Origin of the sequence: Rufibacter psychrotolerans (assembly GCF_016924645.1) — a bacterium.
GTDB lineage: Bacteria > Bacteroidota > Bacteroidia > Cytophagales > Hymenobacteraceae > Nibribacter > Nibribacter psychrotolerans.
Window position 1 is genome coordinate 185,692 of record NZ_JAFFJV010000014.1, and the last position, 19,383, is coordinate 205,074.

At 53.0% G+C, this 19,383-nt stretch carries 18 protein-coding genes and 1 tRNA gene; 7 read left to right on the forward strand and 12 right to left on the reverse strand.

From position 1 onward, the window contains the following. Positions 1 to 5 precede the first annotated feature (5 nt). On the reverse strand, positions 6 to 2,039 hold the full coding sequence (locus JT718_RS14340; RefSeq protein ID WP_205503396.1) for an McrB family protein: 2,034 nt from the start codon (positions 2,037 to 2,039) through the stop codon (positions 6 to 8). A gap of 105 nt (positions 2,040 to 2,144) precedes the next feature. Here JT718_RS14340 and JT718_RS20550 point away from each other — a divergent pair, with 105 nt between their 5' ends. Continuing rightward, complete coding sequence (locus JT718_RS20550) at positions 2,145 to 2,528, forward strand: transposase (protein WP_374729171.1); 384 nt, start codon at positions 2,145 to 2,147, stop codon at positions 2,526 to 2,528. Next, a complete protein-coding gene (locus tag JT718_RS20555) occupies positions 2,428 to 2,736 on the forward strand; it encodes a hypothetical protein (RefSeq protein ID WP_240337106.1) in 309 nt (102 codons plus the stop codon). The genes JT718_RS20550 and JT718_RS20555 overlap by 101 nt, the downstream gene beginning before the upstream one ends. A gap of 689 nt (positions 2,737 to 3,425) precedes the next feature. Here JT718_RS20555 and JT718_RS14350 read toward each other — a convergent pair. Beyond that, positions 3,426 to 3,499, reverse strand: a tRNA-Ile gene (locus JT718_RS14350). 74 nt (positions 3,500 to 3,573) lie between these two features. Between JT718_RS14350 and JT718_RS14355 the strand changes: the two genes are divergently transcribed. Together JT718_RS14355 and JT718_RS14360 are read left to right on the forward strand one after the other, a co-directional pair. Continuing rightward, positions 3,574 to 4,218, forward strand: coding sequence for an HAD family hydrolase (locus tag JT718_RS14355; protein ID WP_205503397.1), 645 nt, complete (start codon positions 3,574 to 3,576; stop codon positions 4,216 to 4,218). Further along, positions 4,208 to 5,332, forward strand: coding sequence for a site-2 protease family protein (locus JT718_RS14360; RefSeq protein ID WP_205503398.1), 1,125 nt, complete (start codon positions 4,208 to 4,210; stop codon positions 5,330 to 5,332). The genes JT718_RS14355 and JT718_RS14360 overlap by 11 nt, the downstream gene beginning before the upstream one ends. 88 nt (positions 5,333 to 5,420) lie before the next feature. On the opposite strand, the gene JT718_RS14365 is transcribed toward JT718_RS14360, so the two are convergent. The 10 genes from JT718_RS14365 to JT718_RS14410 form a co-directional block, all read right to left on the reverse strand. After that, positions 5,421 to 5,834, reverse strand: a complete 414-nt coding sequence (locus tag JT718_RS14365) for a YeeE/YedE family protein (protein ID WP_205503399.1) — start codon at positions 5,832 to 5,834, stop codon at positions 5,421 to 5,423. Between the two features lie 70 nt (positions 5,835 to 5,904). Then, on the reverse strand, positions 5,905 to 6,462 hold the full coding sequence (locus JT718_RS14370; RefSeq protein ID WP_205503400.1) for a YeeE/YedE family protein: 558 nt from the start codon (positions 6,460 to 6,462) through the stop codon (positions 5,905 to 5,907). 166 nt (positions 6,463 to 6,628) lie between these two features. Beyond that, positions 6,629 to 8,044: an MBL fold metallo-hydrolase gene (locus tag JT718_RS14375; protein WP_205503401.1), complete on the reverse strand. Its 1,416-nt coding sequence runs from the start codon at positions 8,042 to 8,044 to the stop codon at positions 6,629 to 6,631. Positions 8,045 to 8,125: 81 nt separating this feature from the next. Beyond that, positions 8,126 to 8,932: a sulfite exporter TauE/SafE family protein gene (locus JT718_RS14380; protein WP_205503402.1), complete on the reverse strand. Its 807-nt coding sequence runs from the start codon at positions 8,930 to 8,932 to the stop codon at positions 8,126 to 8,128. 497 nt (positions 8,933 to 9,429) lie between these two features. Continuing rightward, a complete protein-coding gene (gene cysM / locus JT718_RS14385) occupies positions 9,430 to 10,308 on the reverse strand; it encodes a cysteine synthase CysM (RefSeq protein WP_205503403.1) in 879 nt (292 codons plus the stop codon). 124 nt (positions 10,309 to 10,432) lie between these two features. Further along, positions 10,433 to 11,083, reverse strand: coding sequence for a Crp/Fnr family transcriptional regulator (locus JT718_RS14390; protein ID WP_205503404.1), 651 nt, complete (start codon positions 11,081 to 11,083; stop codon positions 10,433 to 10,435). Positions 11,084 to 11,374: 291 nt separating this feature from the next. Further along, complete coding sequence (locus JT718_RS14395; RefSeq protein WP_205503405.1) at positions 11,375 to 11,680, reverse strand: rhodanese-like domain-containing protein; 306 nt, start codon at positions 11,678 to 11,680, stop codon at positions 11,375 to 11,377. Next, positions 11,677 to 13,509 (reverse strand): T9SS type A sorting domain-containing protein, encoded by a 1,833-nt coding sequence (locus JT718_RS14400; protein WP_205503406.1) that lies wholly within the window; start codon positions 13,507 to 13,509, stop codon positions 11,677 to 11,679. The genes JT718_RS14395 and JT718_RS14400 overlap by 4 nt, the downstream gene beginning before the upstream one ends. Before the next feature lie 5 nt (positions 13,510 to 13,514). Beyond that, entirely contained in the window at positions 13,515 to 14,312 is a 798-nt protein-coding gene (locus JT718_RS14405; RefSeq protein ID WP_205503407.1) for a PASTA domain-containing protein, read from the reverse strand. A gap of 4 nt (positions 14,313 to 14,316) precedes the next feature. After that, the gene (locus tag JT718_RS14410; RefSeq protein ID WP_205503408.1) at positions 14,317 to 17,016 is read right to left on the reverse strand and encodes a D-alanine--D-alanine ligase family protein; all 2,700 of its coding nucleotides are present in this window, start codon (positions 17,014 to 17,016) and stop codon (positions 14,317 to 14,319) included. Positions 17,017 to 17,362: 346 nt separating this feature from the next. On the opposite strand from JT718_RS14410, the gene JT718_RS14415 reads away from it, so the two are divergent. The 3 genes from JT718_RS14415 (at position 17,363) to JT718_RS14425 (ending at position 19,193) form a co-directional block, all read left to right on the forward strand. Continuing rightward, the gene (locus JT718_RS14415) at positions 17,363 to 17,938 is read left to right on the forward strand and encodes a hypothetical protein (protein ID WP_205503409.1); all 576 of its coding nucleotides are present in this window, start codon (positions 17,363 to 17,365) and stop codon (positions 17,936 to 17,938) included. A gap of 61 nt (positions 17,939 to 17,999) precedes the next feature. Next, positions 18,000 to 18,551, forward strand: a complete 552-nt coding sequence (locus JT718_RS14420) for a hypothetical protein (RefSeq protein ID WP_205503410.1) — start codon at positions 18,000 to 18,002, stop codon at positions 18,549 to 18,551. Positions 18,552 to 18,614: 63 nt separating this feature from the next. Then, on the forward strand, positions 18,615 to 19,193 hold the full coding sequence (locus JT718_RS14425) for a hypothetical protein (RefSeq protein WP_205503411.1): 579 nt from the start codon (positions 18,615 to 18,617) through the stop codon (positions 19,191 to 19,193). The last annotated feature ends 190 nt before the right edge of the window (positions 19,194 to 19,383 follow it).

Genomic DNA, 19,383 nt, shown 5'->3' on the forward strand with positions numbered 1-19,383 from the left:
TTGCCCTATTTATTGGTAAATGGCTGTTTGAACTTAGCAAGCGATTGATCCAATCTTTTGTCTAATTCGCTCTCTGGATATAATGCCCTCAAGTACTCTTTTAATGTTGGTCTTAAATGAAGTTCGAATAGGGTTTCAATATTCTTTGTCGTTATAGACTTACGATTGGCTATATCAGACATCTTCATAAAAAAAGAATGGCCAAACTCATATGATTTCCCCAATCCAAGTTCAATTGATATATAGTTATTTAAATATCTACATGCCTCCACATAAATATCAATATTATCAAACTCACTCCAATTTTTGCCTTTCGTTCTTTCTAAAATAACTTCATAGTCACAATCTTTGCGGATCCATTTAAACCTTCTTCGGAGTGCCAGATCAAAAGCATCAATATTTTTATCAACATCATTCATCATACCTATAAAATAAATATTGGAAGGCACCCCGAAATATGCATTACCATCTATCAACTCATAAGCTAAAGCAGCTTTGTCCTCTTCTGATAATTGTTCTATAAGAGTGGAATATTGAGTCTTTATTAAGTTGCCATTTTCAGGATAAGTAACATTATGGCGGTAATTCTTCTCAAGTCTGGATAAGGTTTCACCAAAGACGGCTGACAGATTAGCTCTGTTAATTTCATCAACTACAAAGTAAAATTTTTTATCTGGCTGCTGCTTTGCCTTTTTACAAAAGCGTTTAAACACCCCATCTACAAGCTCAAATTTTATATTACCATCCTTTCCTATGCCTTTTGGCTTTATTCCCTCAATGAAGTCTTCATATGTAAACGAAGGATGAAATTGCACCACTTCATAAAGGTCCCTGTTTCCTTGGCAAACAAAATTTAAACTTCGTTGAACTGAGTATGTTTTGCCAGTTCCAGGAGGACCATAAAGAATGACATTAGGTGTATTTTCGTCTGCTATGCTCTTTGTGTGTCGTAACATCCACAAGAAACTTGATAATATATATTGATCCGTAAAAGAACTGGACTCCATTCCGAATAGCTCTTTTGCAAATGCTGAAATAGCCGCATTTTTACCAAGGTTATGATTTTCATCGCCATTGATGAATTCCTCATACAGTTCATTTATTACATCATTAGAGTAAATGTAAATGAAATCTGTCTGATGATCTAACACTGCTAATTTTCTCAGAATTTGTTTTGCTCCAATATTATTATTCTCTACGATCCTTATTATATCCCAAATGCTAGAAGATTTAACTATTCCCTCTATTACAGGTTTTATATCTTTGTTAAATTTCTCTTCTGCTTCCTCTCTTGTACCATTAGGCTTGTCTTTTCCAATAGTATAAGTGGTTTTATCATTATTTAACTTAACACCAAAGTTTATTGCCGTGCCAGGCTTAGATGATCCAAATACTTGGCGAGTTGTACGTTCTAAGAAATTACATAAGTATCCGCCTGCAAGCGATCCATTAGTGTTACTTAAAGTATTGGTGTAATCCTCTAAGGAGAAAGAACCATTAGCAATTCTACTTTTATAGGCTTGCCACTCCTTCATTCTCATCTCAAGTTTTTCTTCAATATCTTTCTTATCAAAACTTTTCTTATAACCTTCCCAAAATTCCTTCAACTCAACTTGACGCTTTTCAGATAAAACGCTATTTTTTTCCATTTCATTTTTGATTAAGAAGTAGTCCTTTTCTGTGATACTTACAATTCGATCTCGGGTAGACTTATTAGAAAGCTCCGCATATAAACTATCGGTATCTACATTATACAACCATTTATTGATTTGAGCAATCTTGAAGAACACTGTATTTCTCCCATCAACATTCTTTGGTGTACAAGATTGCTCTACAACTGCTTCACCCCAATACTTTTTTGTTTTGAATTCTTTAAATACTACTTTATCACCTTCTTTAGGTTTGTTTATCAATCCTACCTTTGGATCAAAATAATATTCTTTCGTTTGAATTATATTATTAGTATCCCAAATGGAATTATCATACTCGCCAACAGGATTGTTAGCAAAAATAAAATACTGAATTTGTTCTTTAGACATTTGCACTAAATAGTTTTAATAAGAAGCTGTTTAGAGTTTTTAACTTCCAAATAATTAGGCATGTAAAAGTGTTTGCGAAGACATATCAAACCTGAACCTAATCCGATGGAAGTCATAAACGAAGATAGCATAAACCGCTGGATTGTCCCTCACCTGAGCATAGGCAAAAGAGGCAGCAAGCCCCGTGTGAAACCCTCAGCGATCATGTCGGCCATTCTCTACCGGCTCAAGACTGGCTGCCAGTGGCGGGAACTTCCCACCAGGGAGTTCTTCGGCATCGTTCCCATGAGCTGGCAGGGGGTGTACCACCACTTCAGCAAGTGGGCCGGTGACGGCAGCCTGAGAAAGGCGTGGACGCCAGACGCTCAGCAAAAACGGTGGGGAGCACGTGGGCTATCAGGCCCGCAAGGCAGGCAAGAGCTGCAACAGCCTGTTTCTCTCCGACAGCAAGGGTCTGCTGCTGGCCTGCTGCCAGCCGGTCTCGGGTGACCACCACGACCTGTTCGAGATAGAAGAGGTGTCTGGCCAGCTGTGCGGTCTCCTGGAGGAGGCAGGCCTGCAGACCGATGGCTTGTTCCTGAATGCGGATGCGGGCTTCGACTCTGAGGACTTCAGACGCCTGTGCTCAGAGAGGAAGATCGAGGCCAACATCGCCTTCAATCCTATGCATGGGAAGAGCAGTAATAAATATGTGTAGTTTGATGAGGAGCTCTTCAAGAACAGAACCGTTATCGAGCATGCCAATGCATGTCTCGACAGCTTCAAGGCGCTGCTGATACGATTCGAAACAAAAGCCAGGAACTGGGTCGCACTCCATTTACTAGCTTTTACAGTCCTATTTATCCGCAAAATCATTGAAACTGAAAAACTTTAAACAGCTTCTTATTAAAACTAAAAAACTATGAAATAAGAAAAGGAGGAAAAAATTCAAAGAAAGATAGAAGATGCAAAGAGACTGGAGCAAAAAAGGATAAAGTGTGAACTTGAGTTGTAGCAAGAAAAAGAGCTAGTACTGTTTGAAAAATCTTCTGCTAGAGGCTCAGCTATGGCAACAGTCTCAAGTATTATAAGATTACATTGTAGTTGTTGAAGCTAAGGTTCTTGTACAGAGTATTCTTTTAGATCCACTCAACATATAGCTATTATGGGCTTCAAAGAAAGCGGACTGGTATGCCCTGCAAATCAAAGGAATGGATGAATCATTGAAAGAGATAAATACGACCTCCTTTCAATTAAGAAAAGAACTTAGTTCTACTGGAAAAAGGTGAATACACATTTATATTAACCTATTCTTCGAGCATAAGAAAACTCTTCATTTGTGTGCAAATTGTGTGCAAACAAAAAAGCCACTTACAAGTTTTACCTCGTAAGTGGCTGATTTTCAGGTGGGCCCACTTGGAATCGAACCAAGCACCTACTGATTATGAGTCAGTTGCTCTAACCGAATGAGCTATAGGCCCGGCCAAATCTTTGATTTGGGAGTGCAATTCTACAAATTTGTGTTTTAAATCGCAAAACAAAGCACTCATTAATCGTGGACTTTTCTACTGTAAAAAATATCATCTTTGACCTGGGCGGCGTGATCATCAACATTGACTACGCCAAAGGAACTGATGCCCTCCGGGCCTACGGCAAAACCGGCGCTTCCATAGACTTCAGCCAGAAGGCGCAGTCTGAACTCTTTGACCTGTACGAGCGCGGGGACATTTCCTCCGAGGCGTTCCGGGAGGGGCTCCGGGCCGAGTACTACCTGGAGGCGACCGACGAGCAAATAGACGAAGCCTGGAACAGCCTGCTGCTGGACATCCCGGCCGAGCGCATTGAACTCTTGCGCCAGCTCAAAAAGCACTACAACCTGTACCTGCTCAGCAACACCAACGCCATCCACATGCTGGCCTTCAACAAGATTGTGGAAGAGAACTTCGGGATTCCCAGCCTGGACAGCCTCTTTGACAAAGCCTACTACTCGCACCTGGTGCGCATGCGCAAGCCCGGTGGCGAGGTGTTTGAGCACATTTTAGCCGAAAACGGCCTGAAACGCGAAGAGACCCTCTTCATTGACGACAGCATCCAGCACATTGAAGGGGCTCGGGAAGTAGGCTTACAGACCATCCACCTGGCCCCTCCCCTCACCATCAACCAGGTTTTAGCAGAAGCGCTGCCGGAGCATGGGGCGTAAGCGATTCCTGCACGTCCTGCTCTTTCTGGTCACGCTGGCCACCACCACCCTGGCGGGGGCAGAATGGCGCTACGGCCGGGCGTTCTTCTACGGGCCCGAGGGCTTTACCTGGATCCCCGACATTACCTGGGCCGAGGTGTTGGGCGGCATGGCGTTCTCAGGGGCTTTCCTGGGCTTCCTGACCGTGCACGAGTTTGGGCATTACCTCACGGCCCGGCACTACAAGGTGAACGTCACGCTGCCCTATTACATACCGGTGTGGCTGGGCGTTACCTTCGGGATTGGGACCATGGGCGCCTTCATCCGCATCAAAGACCGCATTTTCTCCCGCAAGGAGTTTTTTGACATTGGCATTGCCGGTCCGCTGGCGGGCTTTGCGGTGGCGCTGGCCCTGCTGGTGTACGGGTTCACCCACCTGCCGCCCGCAGACTACCTGTACCAGATCCACCCCGAGTACCGCCTCCTGGGCTCAGCCTACGCCACGTACGCCTACGCGGGACCCGAGGACCTGGCCCTGGGCCGAAACCTCCTGTTCTGGTTCTTTGAGGAGTTCATCGCTGATCCGGCCCTGGTGCCCAACCGCTACGAGATGGCGCACTACCCGGTCTTGTTCGCGGCCTTTCTTTCCTTGTTCTTCACGGCGCTTAACCTCTTGCCCATCGGGCAGCTAGACGGCGGCCATATTCTGTACGGGCTCTTGGGGTATGAGCGGTTCAACCGGCTGTCGCCCCTGCTGTTCACGGCGTTTATCTTTTATGCCGGGCTGGGCTTTCTGCCCCTGAATGTAAATTGGGAAGACGACTGGTGGAAATGGGCCGGCTACCTGCTGTACCTGGGCATTGTGTTCCGGCCCCTGTTCCCCGACGTGAAACGCAGCCTGTACCTTACCGCCGGGGTGGTGTGCGCGCAACTGGCCGTGCAGGTCATGTGGCCCCAGGCGCAGGGATACAACGGCTGGCTGGTTTTCGGGCTCATTTTGTCCAGGGCGTTGGGAATCTTTCATCCGCCCAGCCCCAACGAGGAGCCCCTGAGCCGGGGCCGCAAATGGCTGGGCTGGTTCTCGCTGGTGGTGTTCCTGCTCTGCTTCAGCCCCGCGCCCTTTATTGTAGATTAACCCTGTTTCGGGGCTGTTTCCTTAGAAACAGCCCCGAATTGTTTTCAGGCCTTTTCCATAAAACAGGGCTCAAAATGGCCCACGCGGGTTAGTGAGGGAGCCGGTCCCGCACCACGCCGTACGCGTAGGTACCCAGCAGCCCCCCCAGGATCGCCACCAGAATGGGCCAGTAGGCAAACCCCACGTTCACGAACAAAGGTCCCGGACAAGCCCCCACCAGGGCCCAGCCCAAGCCGAAGATAATGCCACCCAGCAGGTAGCGCGGCACGGATTTTTCCTTGGGCGTAAACGTGATGGGGTTGCCCTGAAAATCGCGGAGGTGATACTGCTTGATGAGCCAGACGGCAAGGGTGCCCAGCACCACCGCAGTCCCGATAATGCCATACATGTGGAAACTCTGGAACCGGAACATTTCCTGAATACGGTACCACGAGATAGCCTCTGACTTGCTCATCACAATGCCGAAGAGCAGGCCGGTGAAGATAAATTTCAATCCTTTCAAGGTTGGGGTTAGTTTAATTTGCTAGCTGCCAGACCCGCACATCGGCCCTGTTTGCCAGCAAGAGATGAATTTAGAAGATGAGCGGGAACAGCACGAAGGTCATGAGCAGGCCCCCCACAAAGAAGCCCACCACCGCCAGCAACGAAGGCCACTGCAAATTGGAAAGGCCACTGATGGCGTGCCCCGAGGTACAGCCGCCGGCGTACCTAGACCCGAACCCAATCAGGAAGCCGCCGGCCAGCAACAGCAGCAGGTGCTTCGGGCTGAAGAACGCCTCGCTCCCAAACAGCTCCTGCGGCTGCATGCCCTGGGGCGCGGCAAAGCCCAGTTCCTGTAAGTCCTGCAGGGTGGCGGCTGAAAGCTGCACGGCCTCCCCGTTGGCGAGAAACGTGGACGAGAGCCACCCGCCCCCAATGGCGCCCACCAGAAACAGGAGGTTCCACCCCTGGGCCCGCCAATCAAAATCAAAGAAGGACACCCGCTTTCCGGCGCCGCAGGCCGCACAGAGCACCCGAAAATTAGACGAAAAGCCAAACGATTTCCCGAAGAAAAGCAGTAAGACCATGACCAGGGCAATCACCGGCCCAGACACATACCAGGGCCAGGGCTGGCGGAGTATTTCAAGCATAGAGTTAAGAAAAGGGCCGAGAAACAGACGCCTCCCGGCCGATGAAGGATTGGCGGCCGCCGAGCTGCACTTTGCCCGCACAGGGTAGTCACCAGAGGGCGCACCCAGCAGGCAGAGCCCACGGGCGCCCATCGGCAGCAGCCGTTTGTAAGGCTTTTTTTAAGAATTACTCAGAAAGCGTGGAAGGACACACAAAGGCCGTCCTGGGCACCTGGGTTTCCGCAATGCCTTTGAAGCCCTGCTCCACGTTCACCACCTGGTCAAAGCCCCGGGCCTTCAGGATGGAGGCCGCAATCATGGAGCGGTAGCCGCCGGCGCAGTGCAGGTACAGCTTGCCTTGCCTGGGCAGCTCGGCCACATGGTGGTTGAGGTTGTCCAGCGGGGCGTTGGTAGCCGTGGCCACGCGCTCGGCCTGGTACTCGGTGGGCTTGCGCACGTCTACCACGGGCAGGGACGGGTCTTGCCCGTAGCGCTGCGCGAACTCAGCGGGCGTGATGGATTCAATGGTATCCACTTCCCTGCCGGCCGCCTGCCAGGCCGCAAAACCACCCTGCAGATAGCCAATGGTGTAGTCATAGCCCACCCGGGCCAGGCGCGTCACTACTTCTTCCTCCCGGCCCGGATCGGTGACCAGCAGGATCTGCTGTTTGATGTCGGGGAGCAGGGTGCCCACCCACGGGGCGAAGCTACCGTCAATGCCAATGTTGATGGCGTTGGGGATGAAGCCCCGGGCAAACACCTCGGGTTTTCTGGTGTCCAGCACCAGGGCGCCGGTCTCGTTGGCCGCCGCCTCAAACGCCTGGGGGGGCAGGGCCTGCAGGCCTTTGGCCAGTACCTCCTGGATGTTGTGGTAGCCCTCGCGGTTCATCTGCACGTTCAGGGGGAAATAGCCGGGCGGCGGGGTAAGGCCGTCGGTTACCTCCTGCACAAACTCCTCGCGGGTCATGTCGGCGCGCAGGGCGTAATTGGTTTGCTTCTGGTGGCCCAGCGTGTCAAAAGTTTCCTTGCTCATGTTCTTGCCGCAGGCCGATCCGGCCCCGTGGGCCGGGTACACCAGCACGTCATCGGCCAGGGGCATGATCTTGGTGCGGAGCGAGTCATAGAGGAGGCCGGCCAGCTGCTCCTGCGTCAGTTCCGACTTGGCGGCCAGGTCGGGCCGGCCCACGTCGCCAATGAACAGGGTGTCGCCGGTGAACAGGGCGTAGTCTTTGCCGGCCTCGTCGCGGAGCAGGTACGTGGTAGACTCCAGGGTATGGCCGGGCGTGTGCAGCACCTTGATAGTGACATCGCCCAGCGTGAGCTCCTCGCCATCCTGCGCGTTGTAGGCCGCGTACTGGGTGTGGGCGTTGGGGCCGAAGACAATCTGCGCGCCCGAGGCCTTGGCCAGGTCCACGTGGCCGCTCACAAAATCGGCGTGGAAGTGGGTCTCCAGCACGTACTTGATGGTGGCACCCCGACTGGCAGCTTTTTCCAGGTAGGGTTTCACTTCGCGCAGCGGGTCAATGATGGCCGCCTCGCCGTTGCTCTCCAGGTAGTAAGCGCCCTGGGCCAGGCAGCCGGTATAGATCTGTTCAATTTTCATGGTGCTGTTTTATGGCTGATTTTCTGAAATGATTCTTAAAACAAAGGTCGGGAAAAGGGACGGGCCGGTCCGTGACTTTTGTCACCCAGGGCCGCCGCCCACCACTTCCCGCAGGATAATGTAAAGGCCCATGAGCAGGATGAACCACCCAAACCCCCGCTTCAGGCTGTCTGCCCTGAGCCGGGTGGCGACCGCCGCGCCGAGGAAAATGCCCGCAATGGACAGGGAAGAGAACAGGACCAGGAAGCCCCAATTGATGTCATAATGGAAAAGGTCTCCCACAAAGCCGAAGAGCGAATTGGCCGCGATGATCACCAGCGAGGTGCCTATCGCCACCGGCATGCTGAGACCCGTAAAGAGCACCAGGGCCGGAATAATGAGAAAACCGCCGCCGGCGCCCACCACCCCCGAGACCAGGCCCACCAGGGTACCCTGCCCCAGCAAGGCCAGATACGGCCTCGGCCGATGCCCTGTAACAGGCAACACCGAGCCCTTCCGGCGACCGATCATGCGGTACGCGGCGGCTACCATGAGCAGCGCGAACAGGAGCATGATCACCGCATCGCGGGTTACGGCGAAGCTCCCCACCGTAAACAGCCTTGCCGGAAGGGCCGGAAGCAGCAGGCCGCGGGTGAGCACCACCGTGAGCAGGGAGGGAATGCCAAACAGCAGGGCCGTTTTAAAGCACACCAGCCGTTTGCGGTAATACCTGACGCTGCCCACCAGGCTGGTGGTGCCCACCACAAACAGCGAGTAGGCCGTGGCCACCACCGGGCTCAGCCCCATGAGGTACACCAGAATGGGAACCGTTAAGATAGAGCCGCCGCTGCCCGTCACGCCCAACGAGATCCCGATTAACAAAGCCGCCGCGTACCCTAGCCATTCCATTGGTGTCTGATTTATCTGTGTTCCTGCAAAGGTACCGAAGCCCCCCTAAGGCCTCAGTGACAAATATCACACAGCGCTGTCTCTCTGGCACTCGCTCAACCGGGTCTGGGTGTGTGCTTTGTGGTTGGTAATGGTTCTTTGAACCAGTAATCAGTTTCTAAAATCTACTGGCGCAAGCGTCTGACTGCACGGTTTACGGCCTTCTCTCCGGAGGTTTTAGGCCTGTTTTCGCGGAAGCAGCCCCAAATCAGCGCCACGAGCCAAGGCTTGCGTGAGCACCTCAACTGCTTTTCTGATCAGGCTCATCAGGTGAATGGTAAAGTTGCGGCAACCCCTGCCCTACCCGTTGGCGTGAACAAGCTTGCTCGTTCTCTAAAGAATCTTCTGCGGCCTAGGGCCAGTGCTGCCATTTTAGGCCTGGTTTGCTGAAAACTGCCCCAAAATGAGCAAATGGGCCACAGCTTCCCTGTTTCTTCCCAGGCCAGAGGCAGCTGCCTTTACTCAAAAAGGTCGGTGCTCAGGTACCGGTCTCCCCGGTCGCAGACTATGAACACAATCACGCCTTGCTCCAGCTCCTGGGCCAGTTGGTAGCTGGCCTGCAGGGCGCCGCCGCTGCTCATGCCCGCCAAAATGCCTTCTTCCCGGGCCAGGCGGCGCGTCATGTGGGTGGCTTCCTGTTCGCTGATGTCAATAAGACGGTCTACCCTGGCCGGCTCGTAGATCTGGGGCAGAAACTCAGGCGACCACCGCCGGATGCCCGGAATGCTGGACCCGGCGGCGGGCTGGGTGCCCACAATCTGGATGCCCGCATTCTGCTCCTTCAGGTACCTGGACACGCCCATGATGGTGCCCGTGGTCCCCATCGCCGACACGAAATGGGTAATGGTGCCTTGGGTGTCGCGCCAGATCTCGGGGCCGGTGGTCTGGTAGTGCGCGCGGTAATTATCGGGGTTGGCGAACTGGTTCAGCATGTAGTAGCCTTCGCGGGCCACCATCTCATCGGCCAGGGCGCGGGAGTACTCAATGGTCTGGGCGGCGGGCGTTAAGATGACCTGGGCCCCGTAGGCCTGCATGGCTTTCACCCGCTCAGAGGTGGAGTTGTCGGGCATGATGAGGGTCATCTGCACCCCCAGGGTTTGGGCGATCATGGCCAGCGCGATGCCGGTGTTGCCGCTGGTAGCCTCCACCAGCCGGTCGCCCGGCCTGATGTCGCCCCGGTCCAGGGCGCTTTTGATCATGTGGTACGCGGCCCGGTCCTTCACGCTGCCGCCGGGGTTCTGCCCCTCCAGTTTAGCGAAGATGCGTACGTTTTTGGCCGGGTTTATCTTTTGTAACTCTACCAGCGGAGTGTTGCCTATCAGGTCAAATAGCGCCATCGGGTTTGGGTTATTTCTGGGGCCAGCCCTTGACCGCCGCAGCGCCTGGGGCCGGCTTTGTTTTACGTAACAGGCGGGAGCGGGCTCCCGGTCAGCTGCAAAGCTACGGTTTTTACCGAGGTTTCTACCGGGTCATGGCCGCCAACAGCTCCTCCAGGTCATCGCGCACGAAGATCCTGTTTCGCTCCAGCTCCACCAGTTTCTGCTTTTCCAGCTGTTTCAGGAGCCGGGAGATTACCTCGCGCGACGTGCCCAGCTCGCTGGCAATCTGCTGGTGCGTGACGGAAAGCTCCAGGCTGTTCAGCTGCCGGGCCTTGGTGATCAGGTACCGCAGCAAGCGCTCGTCCATCTTCCGGAACGCCACGTCATCCACCGCCCGCAGCAGTTCCTGGAAGCGTTTCTGGTAGGTAAGGGCCACAAATTCCTGCCACTGCCGGTAGGTGTTGGTCCACTCGTTGTGCTTCTGCAGGGGAACGCCCAGCACCCTGGTCTTTTCCTCGGCCACCGCCTTCACGTCGCTGGGGCTGGAGGTGTTGCAGCAGGTAAGCGCCACCGCGCAGGTGTCGCCGCCCTCCAGGTAATACAGCAGCAGGTCGTGCCCTTCCCCGTTGGTGCGCATCACCTTCACCGAGCCTTCCAGAATGATGGGCACCATTTTAATGGATTGTTCCGGCGCAATGATCGTCTGCCCGGGCTCAAATTCCTGCACCACCCCGTGCCGTTCCAGTTCGGCCAGCAGCGCGGGGTCCGTGATTTGGGGCAAAGAAAGATTCATGTTGAAGAAGATTAACGGTGCAGAAGTTTTCTGTTTTGGGCCTGTTTTTATCGGCAAAGCCGAAAAAGCCTGTGGGGCCACCCAAGCCATCCGGCCCCAGCCGCTACGGGCGCGAGCAAACCGAAGCCGTTGTCTGTTTAGTACCGCAGAACCCGCCCAAAGGCTGATTGGTAGCCACCGGCCGGACCAAACAACCTGCGTGTTACGTTACCAAACGGTACGCAGAGGCCCGGTTTCGGAGCAGTTTTCCGGAAAACCGCCCCGAAACCGGGCCCTGGCTGATGAGCGGTCCTACGCCTCGTTGTAGGCCAGCATGCCGCCCAGTACGTTGCGCACGTTGGTGAAGCCGTTCTGCTGCAGGATGGCCTGGGCCGTGGCCGAGCGCTTGCCCGAGCGGCAGTGCACCAGAATCTCCTGGTCTTTGAATTCGTCCAGCTCATGCAGGCGCTCGGGCAGCGAACCCAGGGGGATTAACCTGGCGCCGGCAATGTTCTGCTCCTCGTGCTCCCAGGGCTCCCGCACGTCCAGGATGATGGGGGTCTCGTTATTGGCCAAACGCTGTTTCAGCTCGGCGGCGGTGATATCAGTCGTGATCATGGTTGAAGAATTAATTTAGCGGTTCTAAGTTGGCTACCTTTTTGGGCTTTTACAAGATAAATCCCCGCCGCGAGGGTGGCCGGTACCCGGAGCGGCTGGTTGGCCGGGGCTTTGGGCCAGGTCTGGAGCAGTTGCCCGGTGAGCGAGTACAGCTGCACCAGGTCATAGGCCTGGTCTACGTAGAAGTGGCCCGAGGTGCTGGGATTAGGCCGTACCAAGGGGGCCGCCTGGGCCAGCGGCGGGGCCGAGGCGGTGAGCGTCCCGGTCATGACGGGCCTGATTAGCAGGGCACCGCCCAAGGCCGGCACCGCGCCCCACTGGGTACCGCCGTTGGTGGCGAAGAGTTTGCCGTCGGCGTTCTCGTTCAGGTCAAAGCCCACGTTCACGAAGGTGGCCCCGGCCGGCTGGCGGTAGCCCACGTAAAAACTACCCTGCACCTCTACCTGCCGCTCCAGCGTGATATCCAGCCAGTTGTTGAGGCCGGCCAGCGCCGGTACGGTAAAGCGCTGCTCGTAGAGAGCCTGCTCGGCGGGCTTGCCCCCGTTATCGGCCCAGATTCTCAAAAATAGCTCGGTTCCGGGGGTGTTGGTACCGGTGAAGAAAATCCTGACGCTTTTTACCCGGTCGGGTTTGCTGAGGTCAAACTGGTAAGCCAGCTGAATCACCGTGCTGGACGGATAACTGAAGCCGGTCTCGGCCGTGCCGTCGTCATAGGCATAGAAGTCCTGCAGGTGGGTCTGGCGGCGCAGGGTATCGTTGTAGCGGGTATAGAAATTGGGCTCCTTGGTGTTCAGGAACAGCAGGGTCTCCAGGGAATACGGCTGCGACTGGCTGCCCAGGAAAGCATTGGAAGGCTGGGCCGAGATCTCGGCTCTGGCCCCGGCATTCACGGGTGCGCTGCCCCGCAGAAACGTGTCTACGGCCCCGGTGGTCAGATTGCGGGTAAGGGCCCGCCAGCTGAGCGCCGCCGGCACCTGGCTCAAGTTGGCGTACGCCGAGCCTACCTGCGCCGCGGTTTCCTGGGCGGGGTTCACGCCAAACTGCCAGATAGGCATGGCGGTATAGCGCCGCAACAGCCCAGGCATGGGTTGGGTTAGCGCCACATCGGTGGTCTGGAGTTGGCCCTGGCGGCGGTTCTGGTCCAGGTACACGTAGTCCAGGTGCCAGACATCGCGCACGCCGTTCTGCCGGCCGCTGCTCACCCACCTAAATTGGAAACCATTGTGGAGGTAGCGGGCTTCTTTGAGGGCCAGCATGACCGGGGCGAAGGCCGTACTGCGGCCGGTGCCCTTCTGGGTCCAGACGGGCGACCAGGTGCCGGTGGCGTCTTTGAACTCCAGTTGCAGGTAATACAGGTTGGCACTGGAAAAATCCGGCGCGTCTACCAGGCCGCCGGCCTGCCAGTAAAAGCTGAGGTAAAGGGAATCCTGTGGTTGAAAGGCGCCTAACCGGATGGGCTTGGACGTGAGCGTATCGGTGGGGCCAACGGCTGTGCCGCCGGCGTAGGGTTGCCCATCGGCCCTGACGCCGTCAAAAGTGGCGGCAAAGATGGTGGGCGGGTTGGCGGCGAACCGGTTAGAGACCATGACTCCGCCGCGCGAATGCCAACGAGTTAGGGCCGGATTTCCCTCCGCTTGGGCAAAATCATCAAAAAACGGGAGCGAGAGGGTGTCGCCGGAGGCCAGGGGCGCTGGCTCAGCAGCTGGTTTGCGGGCGGCGGCAACGCCGGTGGTCTGGGCCGGCAAACTCTGGAGGGGAGTCAATACCTGCGCGTGGGCTGTCCATCCCCCGCCGATAAAAATCATGAAGATGGTCAGCCACTGGCGCATAGGTCTTAGTCTTGGATGGGCGCTACCGGTTGTGGGCCGGCTACCCAAAGGTCAATGAATTCTCCGGTTCTGATCTTGGTCTTGATGCTGTCGCCCGCAATGGGCCGTTGCTTCAATACGGTTCCGTCGGGTTCCTCGTTGGGGGCCGTGGTGTAGATCACGGAGCCAATCTTCAACCCTTGTCCGGTCAGCAGCATGGTGGCCTCGTCAATGGGCATGCCCACCAGAGAAGGCACGTCCAGCTCGGTGTTGCCCAGGCCGTTGCCCACCTCCAGGTCAATGCGTGAGCCTTTGGCCACCGGGTCGCCGGGGTTGATCTCCTTGCCGTTCAGGAACTGGCGCAGCACCGCGTTGAGAGCCAGGTCTGGCACGTACTTGATCTCGCCCAGGTTCAGGTCATAGCTCTTCAGGATCATCTCGGCGTTTTTCACCGATCCGTCAATCAGCTTCGGCATCTTGATGAGCGGTGGGTTCTTCATGTTGATGCTCACGTAGATCTTGCGGCCTTCCTTCACCTTCTCCCCTGCTTTGGGCTCCTGGGTGATGACGGTAAAAGGCGCTTTGCCCTGCTCATAGGTAGAGTCGCTCACGTAAAAGCGCAGGTCCTTCTCGGCCAGGAAACCTTCCAGTTCCTCCACGCTCATGCCCGAGAGGTTGGGCACCGAGATGGTTTCGCCGTGGTTGGTGGTGCTGGGCAGGTACACAAAGAAAAACAGGAACATCAGGGTCAGGACAATGACTACCATGATGATCAGGTGCTTGAACAGATCGCCCAGCGTTTGGGCCCTTAGAAAACCACTCATTTACTTAAGAGATAACTTTTTTGGTGCGCTCCATGCCAAACTGCAGGATGCGGTCAATGAAATCGTAAGGTTTATAGCCGTTGATAGCCGTCTGGTGGAAAATACACGTGGCGGGTGTCATGCCCGGCAATGAGTTCACCTCAATGATGATGGTCTCTACCCTGCCGTCTTCAAACACGCGCACAAACGCATCAATGCGGGCGTAGCCTTCAATGCGCAGAATTTCGGCCACGCGTTTCAGGTCTTGTTTCACCAGATCAGAGATGCGCTGCCGCTCCACCGGGTCTTTGGCGTAACGGGCCGGTGTGATGTTCTGCCCCTCACCCGCCAAAAACTTCTCTTCCAAGCTCAGCACTTCTCCTTCGGCCAACGCTTCAGAAGCCTCAAATATTTCGTACTGGGTGCGGCCGTCAGGTCCGTAGCTGGTGAGCAAACCACCCGTGATCTCCAGGAAGTGCTTGGCGCCTTCTTTGGAAATGAGGTTCTCAATGAGGAAGTAACCTTTCAGCGGCACTTCTTCCTTGAAGCTCAGTTTGAGCACGCGGGCCGGCGTTTCCGGGATTTCGATCTGATTTCGGAAAATCAGCTCAGAAAAGGCAGCCAGTTCCTCCCGGTTCTTGATCTTCTTCACCGCCGATGAACAACCGTCGTCGGCGGGCTTGGCGATGAACGGATAGCTGAATCGCTCCTCAATGTGCTGAAAGAACAGGTCGGGGTTTTCCTGCCAGTCGCGTTTGAAGGCCAGCATGTGCTCTGCCACGTGCACGCCGTGCTGCCGCAGTATCTTGTTCGTCTCAAACTTGTTGATGGTCACCTGCGACGACTGAATGCCCGATCCGTTGTACGGGATGTGCAGTTTCTCCAGTTCGGTCTGCAGCACGCCGTCCTCACCGGGTCTGCCGTGCAGGGCAATGAACACCTCGTCTACCAGGCTGCGCAGCTGGTCATAGGTCAGGCGTTGCGGTTTCTGCAGCGAGTTGCCGGCGTACAGGCTGGTGATGCCCTTGGCTTCTTCTTTGATCTGCGCCAGCACCGGGTGCGTAGGTACTCCTGCCTCTGAGGCCTCAATTTTCTCCCGGATGTCATCGGCGTTGTCCTTCAACATGATGTTGATAGGAATCTGGTACAGCTGATGCGTTTCTTCGTTGCCGGTCAGGAAAATAGGAATAGGCTCGTACTTGATGGACGAGGAAAGTTTCTCATAAATGTTCCTGCCGCTTTCCACCGAGATGTGGCGCTCAGACGAGTACCCGCCCATGATCACACCCACCCGTATTTTGTCGTGGCGGTGCGCGCGCTCATCGGCCATGGCCGAATCCAGTCGCTTCAGCAGCGAGGTTAAATACGCCGTGTTCTTGCCAGACTTCACCCGCTCGGCCAAAGACGTCCGGATGATGTAAGTCAGGAACTGCGATGGGTTCAACCCAATCTCGGCGGCCTGGTGGAAGAAGAACGAAGACGGCAGCATGCCCGAGGTGGTGTTCGGGTCGTTCAGGAAAATCTGACCGTCGGCGGTGATGAAGCCATCCAGACGCGCGTACACGTTGAAGCCCAGGCTGGTGTACAGACGCTCGCACTCCTGGCGGATCTGCTGGATCTGCTCGGTTGGTAAGTCAATAGGCGTGATCTTGCGGCTGAGGCCCGGCAGGTATTTAGAGCGGTAGTCAAACACCTCCCCGCCTTTCCTAATCTCGGTAGGCGGCAAAGCAATGGGGTTACCGGTCTGGTCCTGCACCACAATGCAGGAGAACTCGCGGCCGTTGATGAACGCCTCCACCAGTACCTGCGTCTCGCTTTCCACGTTGGTGAGCGTGAGCGATTCTGGGCCGTTTTGGTTAAAAGTGCTCGAAAGCAGCGTGAGCAGTTCCTCCGGCGCGTACACCAGTTCCCCGGTTTGGGTTTGTACCGGCAAGCCGATGCCCTCGCGGATGTCCGTCAGGGTTTTGATAAAGTTCAGCTGCTGCGTCTGGCTCATGCCGTTCCACTCGTCTTTGCGGAGGGTGATGGAGAACAGGCTGCGGGCCACGGCTTCCTCAAACTGCTGCAGGTTTTCCTCTTTAATAATAGACACCCCAATGGAGGAACCCTGGTGCGGGGCCTTCAAGACCAGCGGCAACCCGAGATCACTTACCAAGTTATCCAGCAAGGCGGCTTTGTTTTGGGTGGCGTGCCACTCCTGCAAGCTCAGGATGCGGTAATCTGGCGTGGCAAACCCGTGCTGCTTGAGCAGAGCTTTCTGCGCGATCTTGTCAATGCCAATAGCCGAGGGCAGAATACCGGAACCGGAATACGGAATGCCATACCACTCCAACAAGCCCTGGATGCTGCCATCCTCGCCGTACGGACCGTGCAAGGTCAGGAACGCGAAGTCAAACAGCTGCTTGAACTGGTGCGGATAAATGCGGGTGCCCACCTTGGCGGCGATCTCGTTCAGTTCTTCCTCGGTCAGTTTCCCCAGAGACTCCAGGTACATCTGCAGCCCGTGCTCCGTTTGCGGGAGCACATCTACCGGCGGATAGAAATCGCGGATGGTGCCTTTGTAGATGAAGTGCCAATCCAGGAGGATGAAATTCCCGAGGCTGTCGGCGAACACCGGCACGGCCTCAAACAGGGATTTATCTAAATTATCGAAGACGGTGCGGCCGCCGGCGAAAGAGATTTCGCGCTCCCGGGACGGCCCACCGAAGATGATTCCAATTTTCATTAGGGCAAAGATACTGGTTTTTGCTCTTTCGTTCCTAGTGCCTGCGTTTTCCATCTGGGGCAAGCGGAAACAAAGAAAGCACAGCATCTGCTCCCAACAAACTTACGCCCGCCGCCTGTTCCGTTTCAAGCCTGAAATCAGGGAAACCGGCTTAAAACAGAAATCTCTCTGGAGCCTTGTCTGAGGTTGATTTTCTTTATCTTGCGGTAGCTATATAGTATATTCGGCAGTGCGGTTCCGTTTATTAACCCGATTTGGGCGGATAAACGGATGTTTGAGCATAAGTATAGGGCAGATAACCGGAATAAGTTCCGTTTATACAATAGTTGTGGTGCATTTATAATTAATGGAAAACAATAAAATAATTCAAAATATATTATTGATTTTAGTAGGAACGCTTGTTTTGGTAGCCTACTACTTTAATAATTTACTACAAGAATCACTTTGGATTTTTTATTTACTACCTTACTTTATTCTCGGAACTGGTTTTATTGGTCTTTTTATAATATCGATAATTAAAAAGAACAAAGTTGGAATAGCTTTAGGAGGTGTATTTCTAACGGCAATTGGGACAATCTTTTTACTAAATTCAGAGCTGTTTAAGAGTAAAAAAGTATTAGAAGCTACTTTAATGGATGATTTATCTGCAATACACTTAACATTAAGAGAAAATCAAAAGTTTGAAGTAAACGCTTCTACTCTTTTCACTGAAGACAACTTTATTGGTAAATACCAACTTGAAGGTGACAAAATAATCTTTCTTGATAAGCAGTATAGCAATGACTTTATTCCTGATACTGTTACCATAGTTGGGGATAAAATCATATTAAAGTTCGATAACGGCAAACCTGTATTAGATTTTGCTACTTACTTTAATATCAAAAAAAATGAAATAAAAACGACACCACAACAACACCTATAAGGTAGCTTCGCCACCTCATAGCCCAGTACGTTAGGGTGCATAAGATTGAATAGTAAATGAAATGAGTAGAAAAGCTATAAGGAGAAGCTTTGGATTATTAATAACAGGTTTACTTATCTCTTTGATGTTTGTGCTTCTAAAGCAATGCGGCGATAAAGAGAGAGAACGAATTTATAGTTATCAATGTGAGACTCTCGGAGAGGTTATTGAAAGAGTAGCAGTAAAAAATGGTTTTGATTCAAAAGTTAGGTTTGTTATTGATAGCGATACGATTATTACCTATATTCCACACTCAGAGGGAGATGTGGATTCAGAAAAATACATCGTGAAATATGATTGTTCTAATTACAAAGATTTTGGTGTCTTAAAATCACAACCAATGTTTCTAAGCAATGAGCGAGTAGACTCAACTTATGCCGTGGTCAAGAATGTTCTAGTTGATGGGAGCTTGAAGATACAATATGCTTACAAGGATGTGGTGTTTGAAAAGATAGTAAGACTACCTAAACATGAATTCAGAGCAGGAGATGTTGGGAAAGTGTATTTATGGGTAGATAATCCGCAAAGGGTAATCTTTGGTCGGAATTATAATAATATAATTTACACACCCTAACAACACCTAAACGCCAGCCTTCGGCCGCCGTTTAGCTCAGTACGTTGTGAGAAATACTAAATTATGAAAAATCTACTTCTTTGTTTGTTCATTGCAACAGGTTGCACTTCTCCGCAACATGAAACAAAGAAATTTGTAAACCAGGACTTCGGGGCTTTCTCTATCAACATACCGCAAACCTGGAAAAGATTAGATGCTCAAGGAATAGACTCATATGTTGGTATGATAGCAATTGATGGAACTGATACATTATCCTTCGACTTGGGCCAATACTCAAGTAATTTGGAAGATGAAAAAGTTTACATGGTAAGGGATGGTGAAATCTATGTTTTTGAAGAGGTGCTTGAAAACAAAGAGCCAACGGTCAATTCGATTTACAAATATGTAGGTTTGGTTGGCGAGGTTGACACCTTGCAGTATATTAAAGAACAAGTAGAGTGGGTAGAAATAGACAAGCGAAAAGCTAAACTTGTTAAACCTAAGAAATCTGGATTGGGAACAACAGGGGTTTACATCGACTCACTCTGGGGTAAAGGCTATGCGATAGATAAATTTCAGATAAACGGCAGAAACCTTAAACCGACAAATGAAAAAGATTTCTTAGAAGCTCTCAAAACTTTAAGGTTTAAGCAAATTCAATAAAAGTACTTCTCACAACAAGGTGCATAAGCCATGCTACGGCCGACGGCCTTGCACGCCTCATGCACTAGACGAAATCTATGAGTAAAACAAGCGCTTATGGCTAGATTTTATCCAATCTGATCTCATACGGGGTGCCTCTTTTGACGACAGCCACGATCTGGTGGAGCAGCTTGTTCCTCACCGCGTTGAG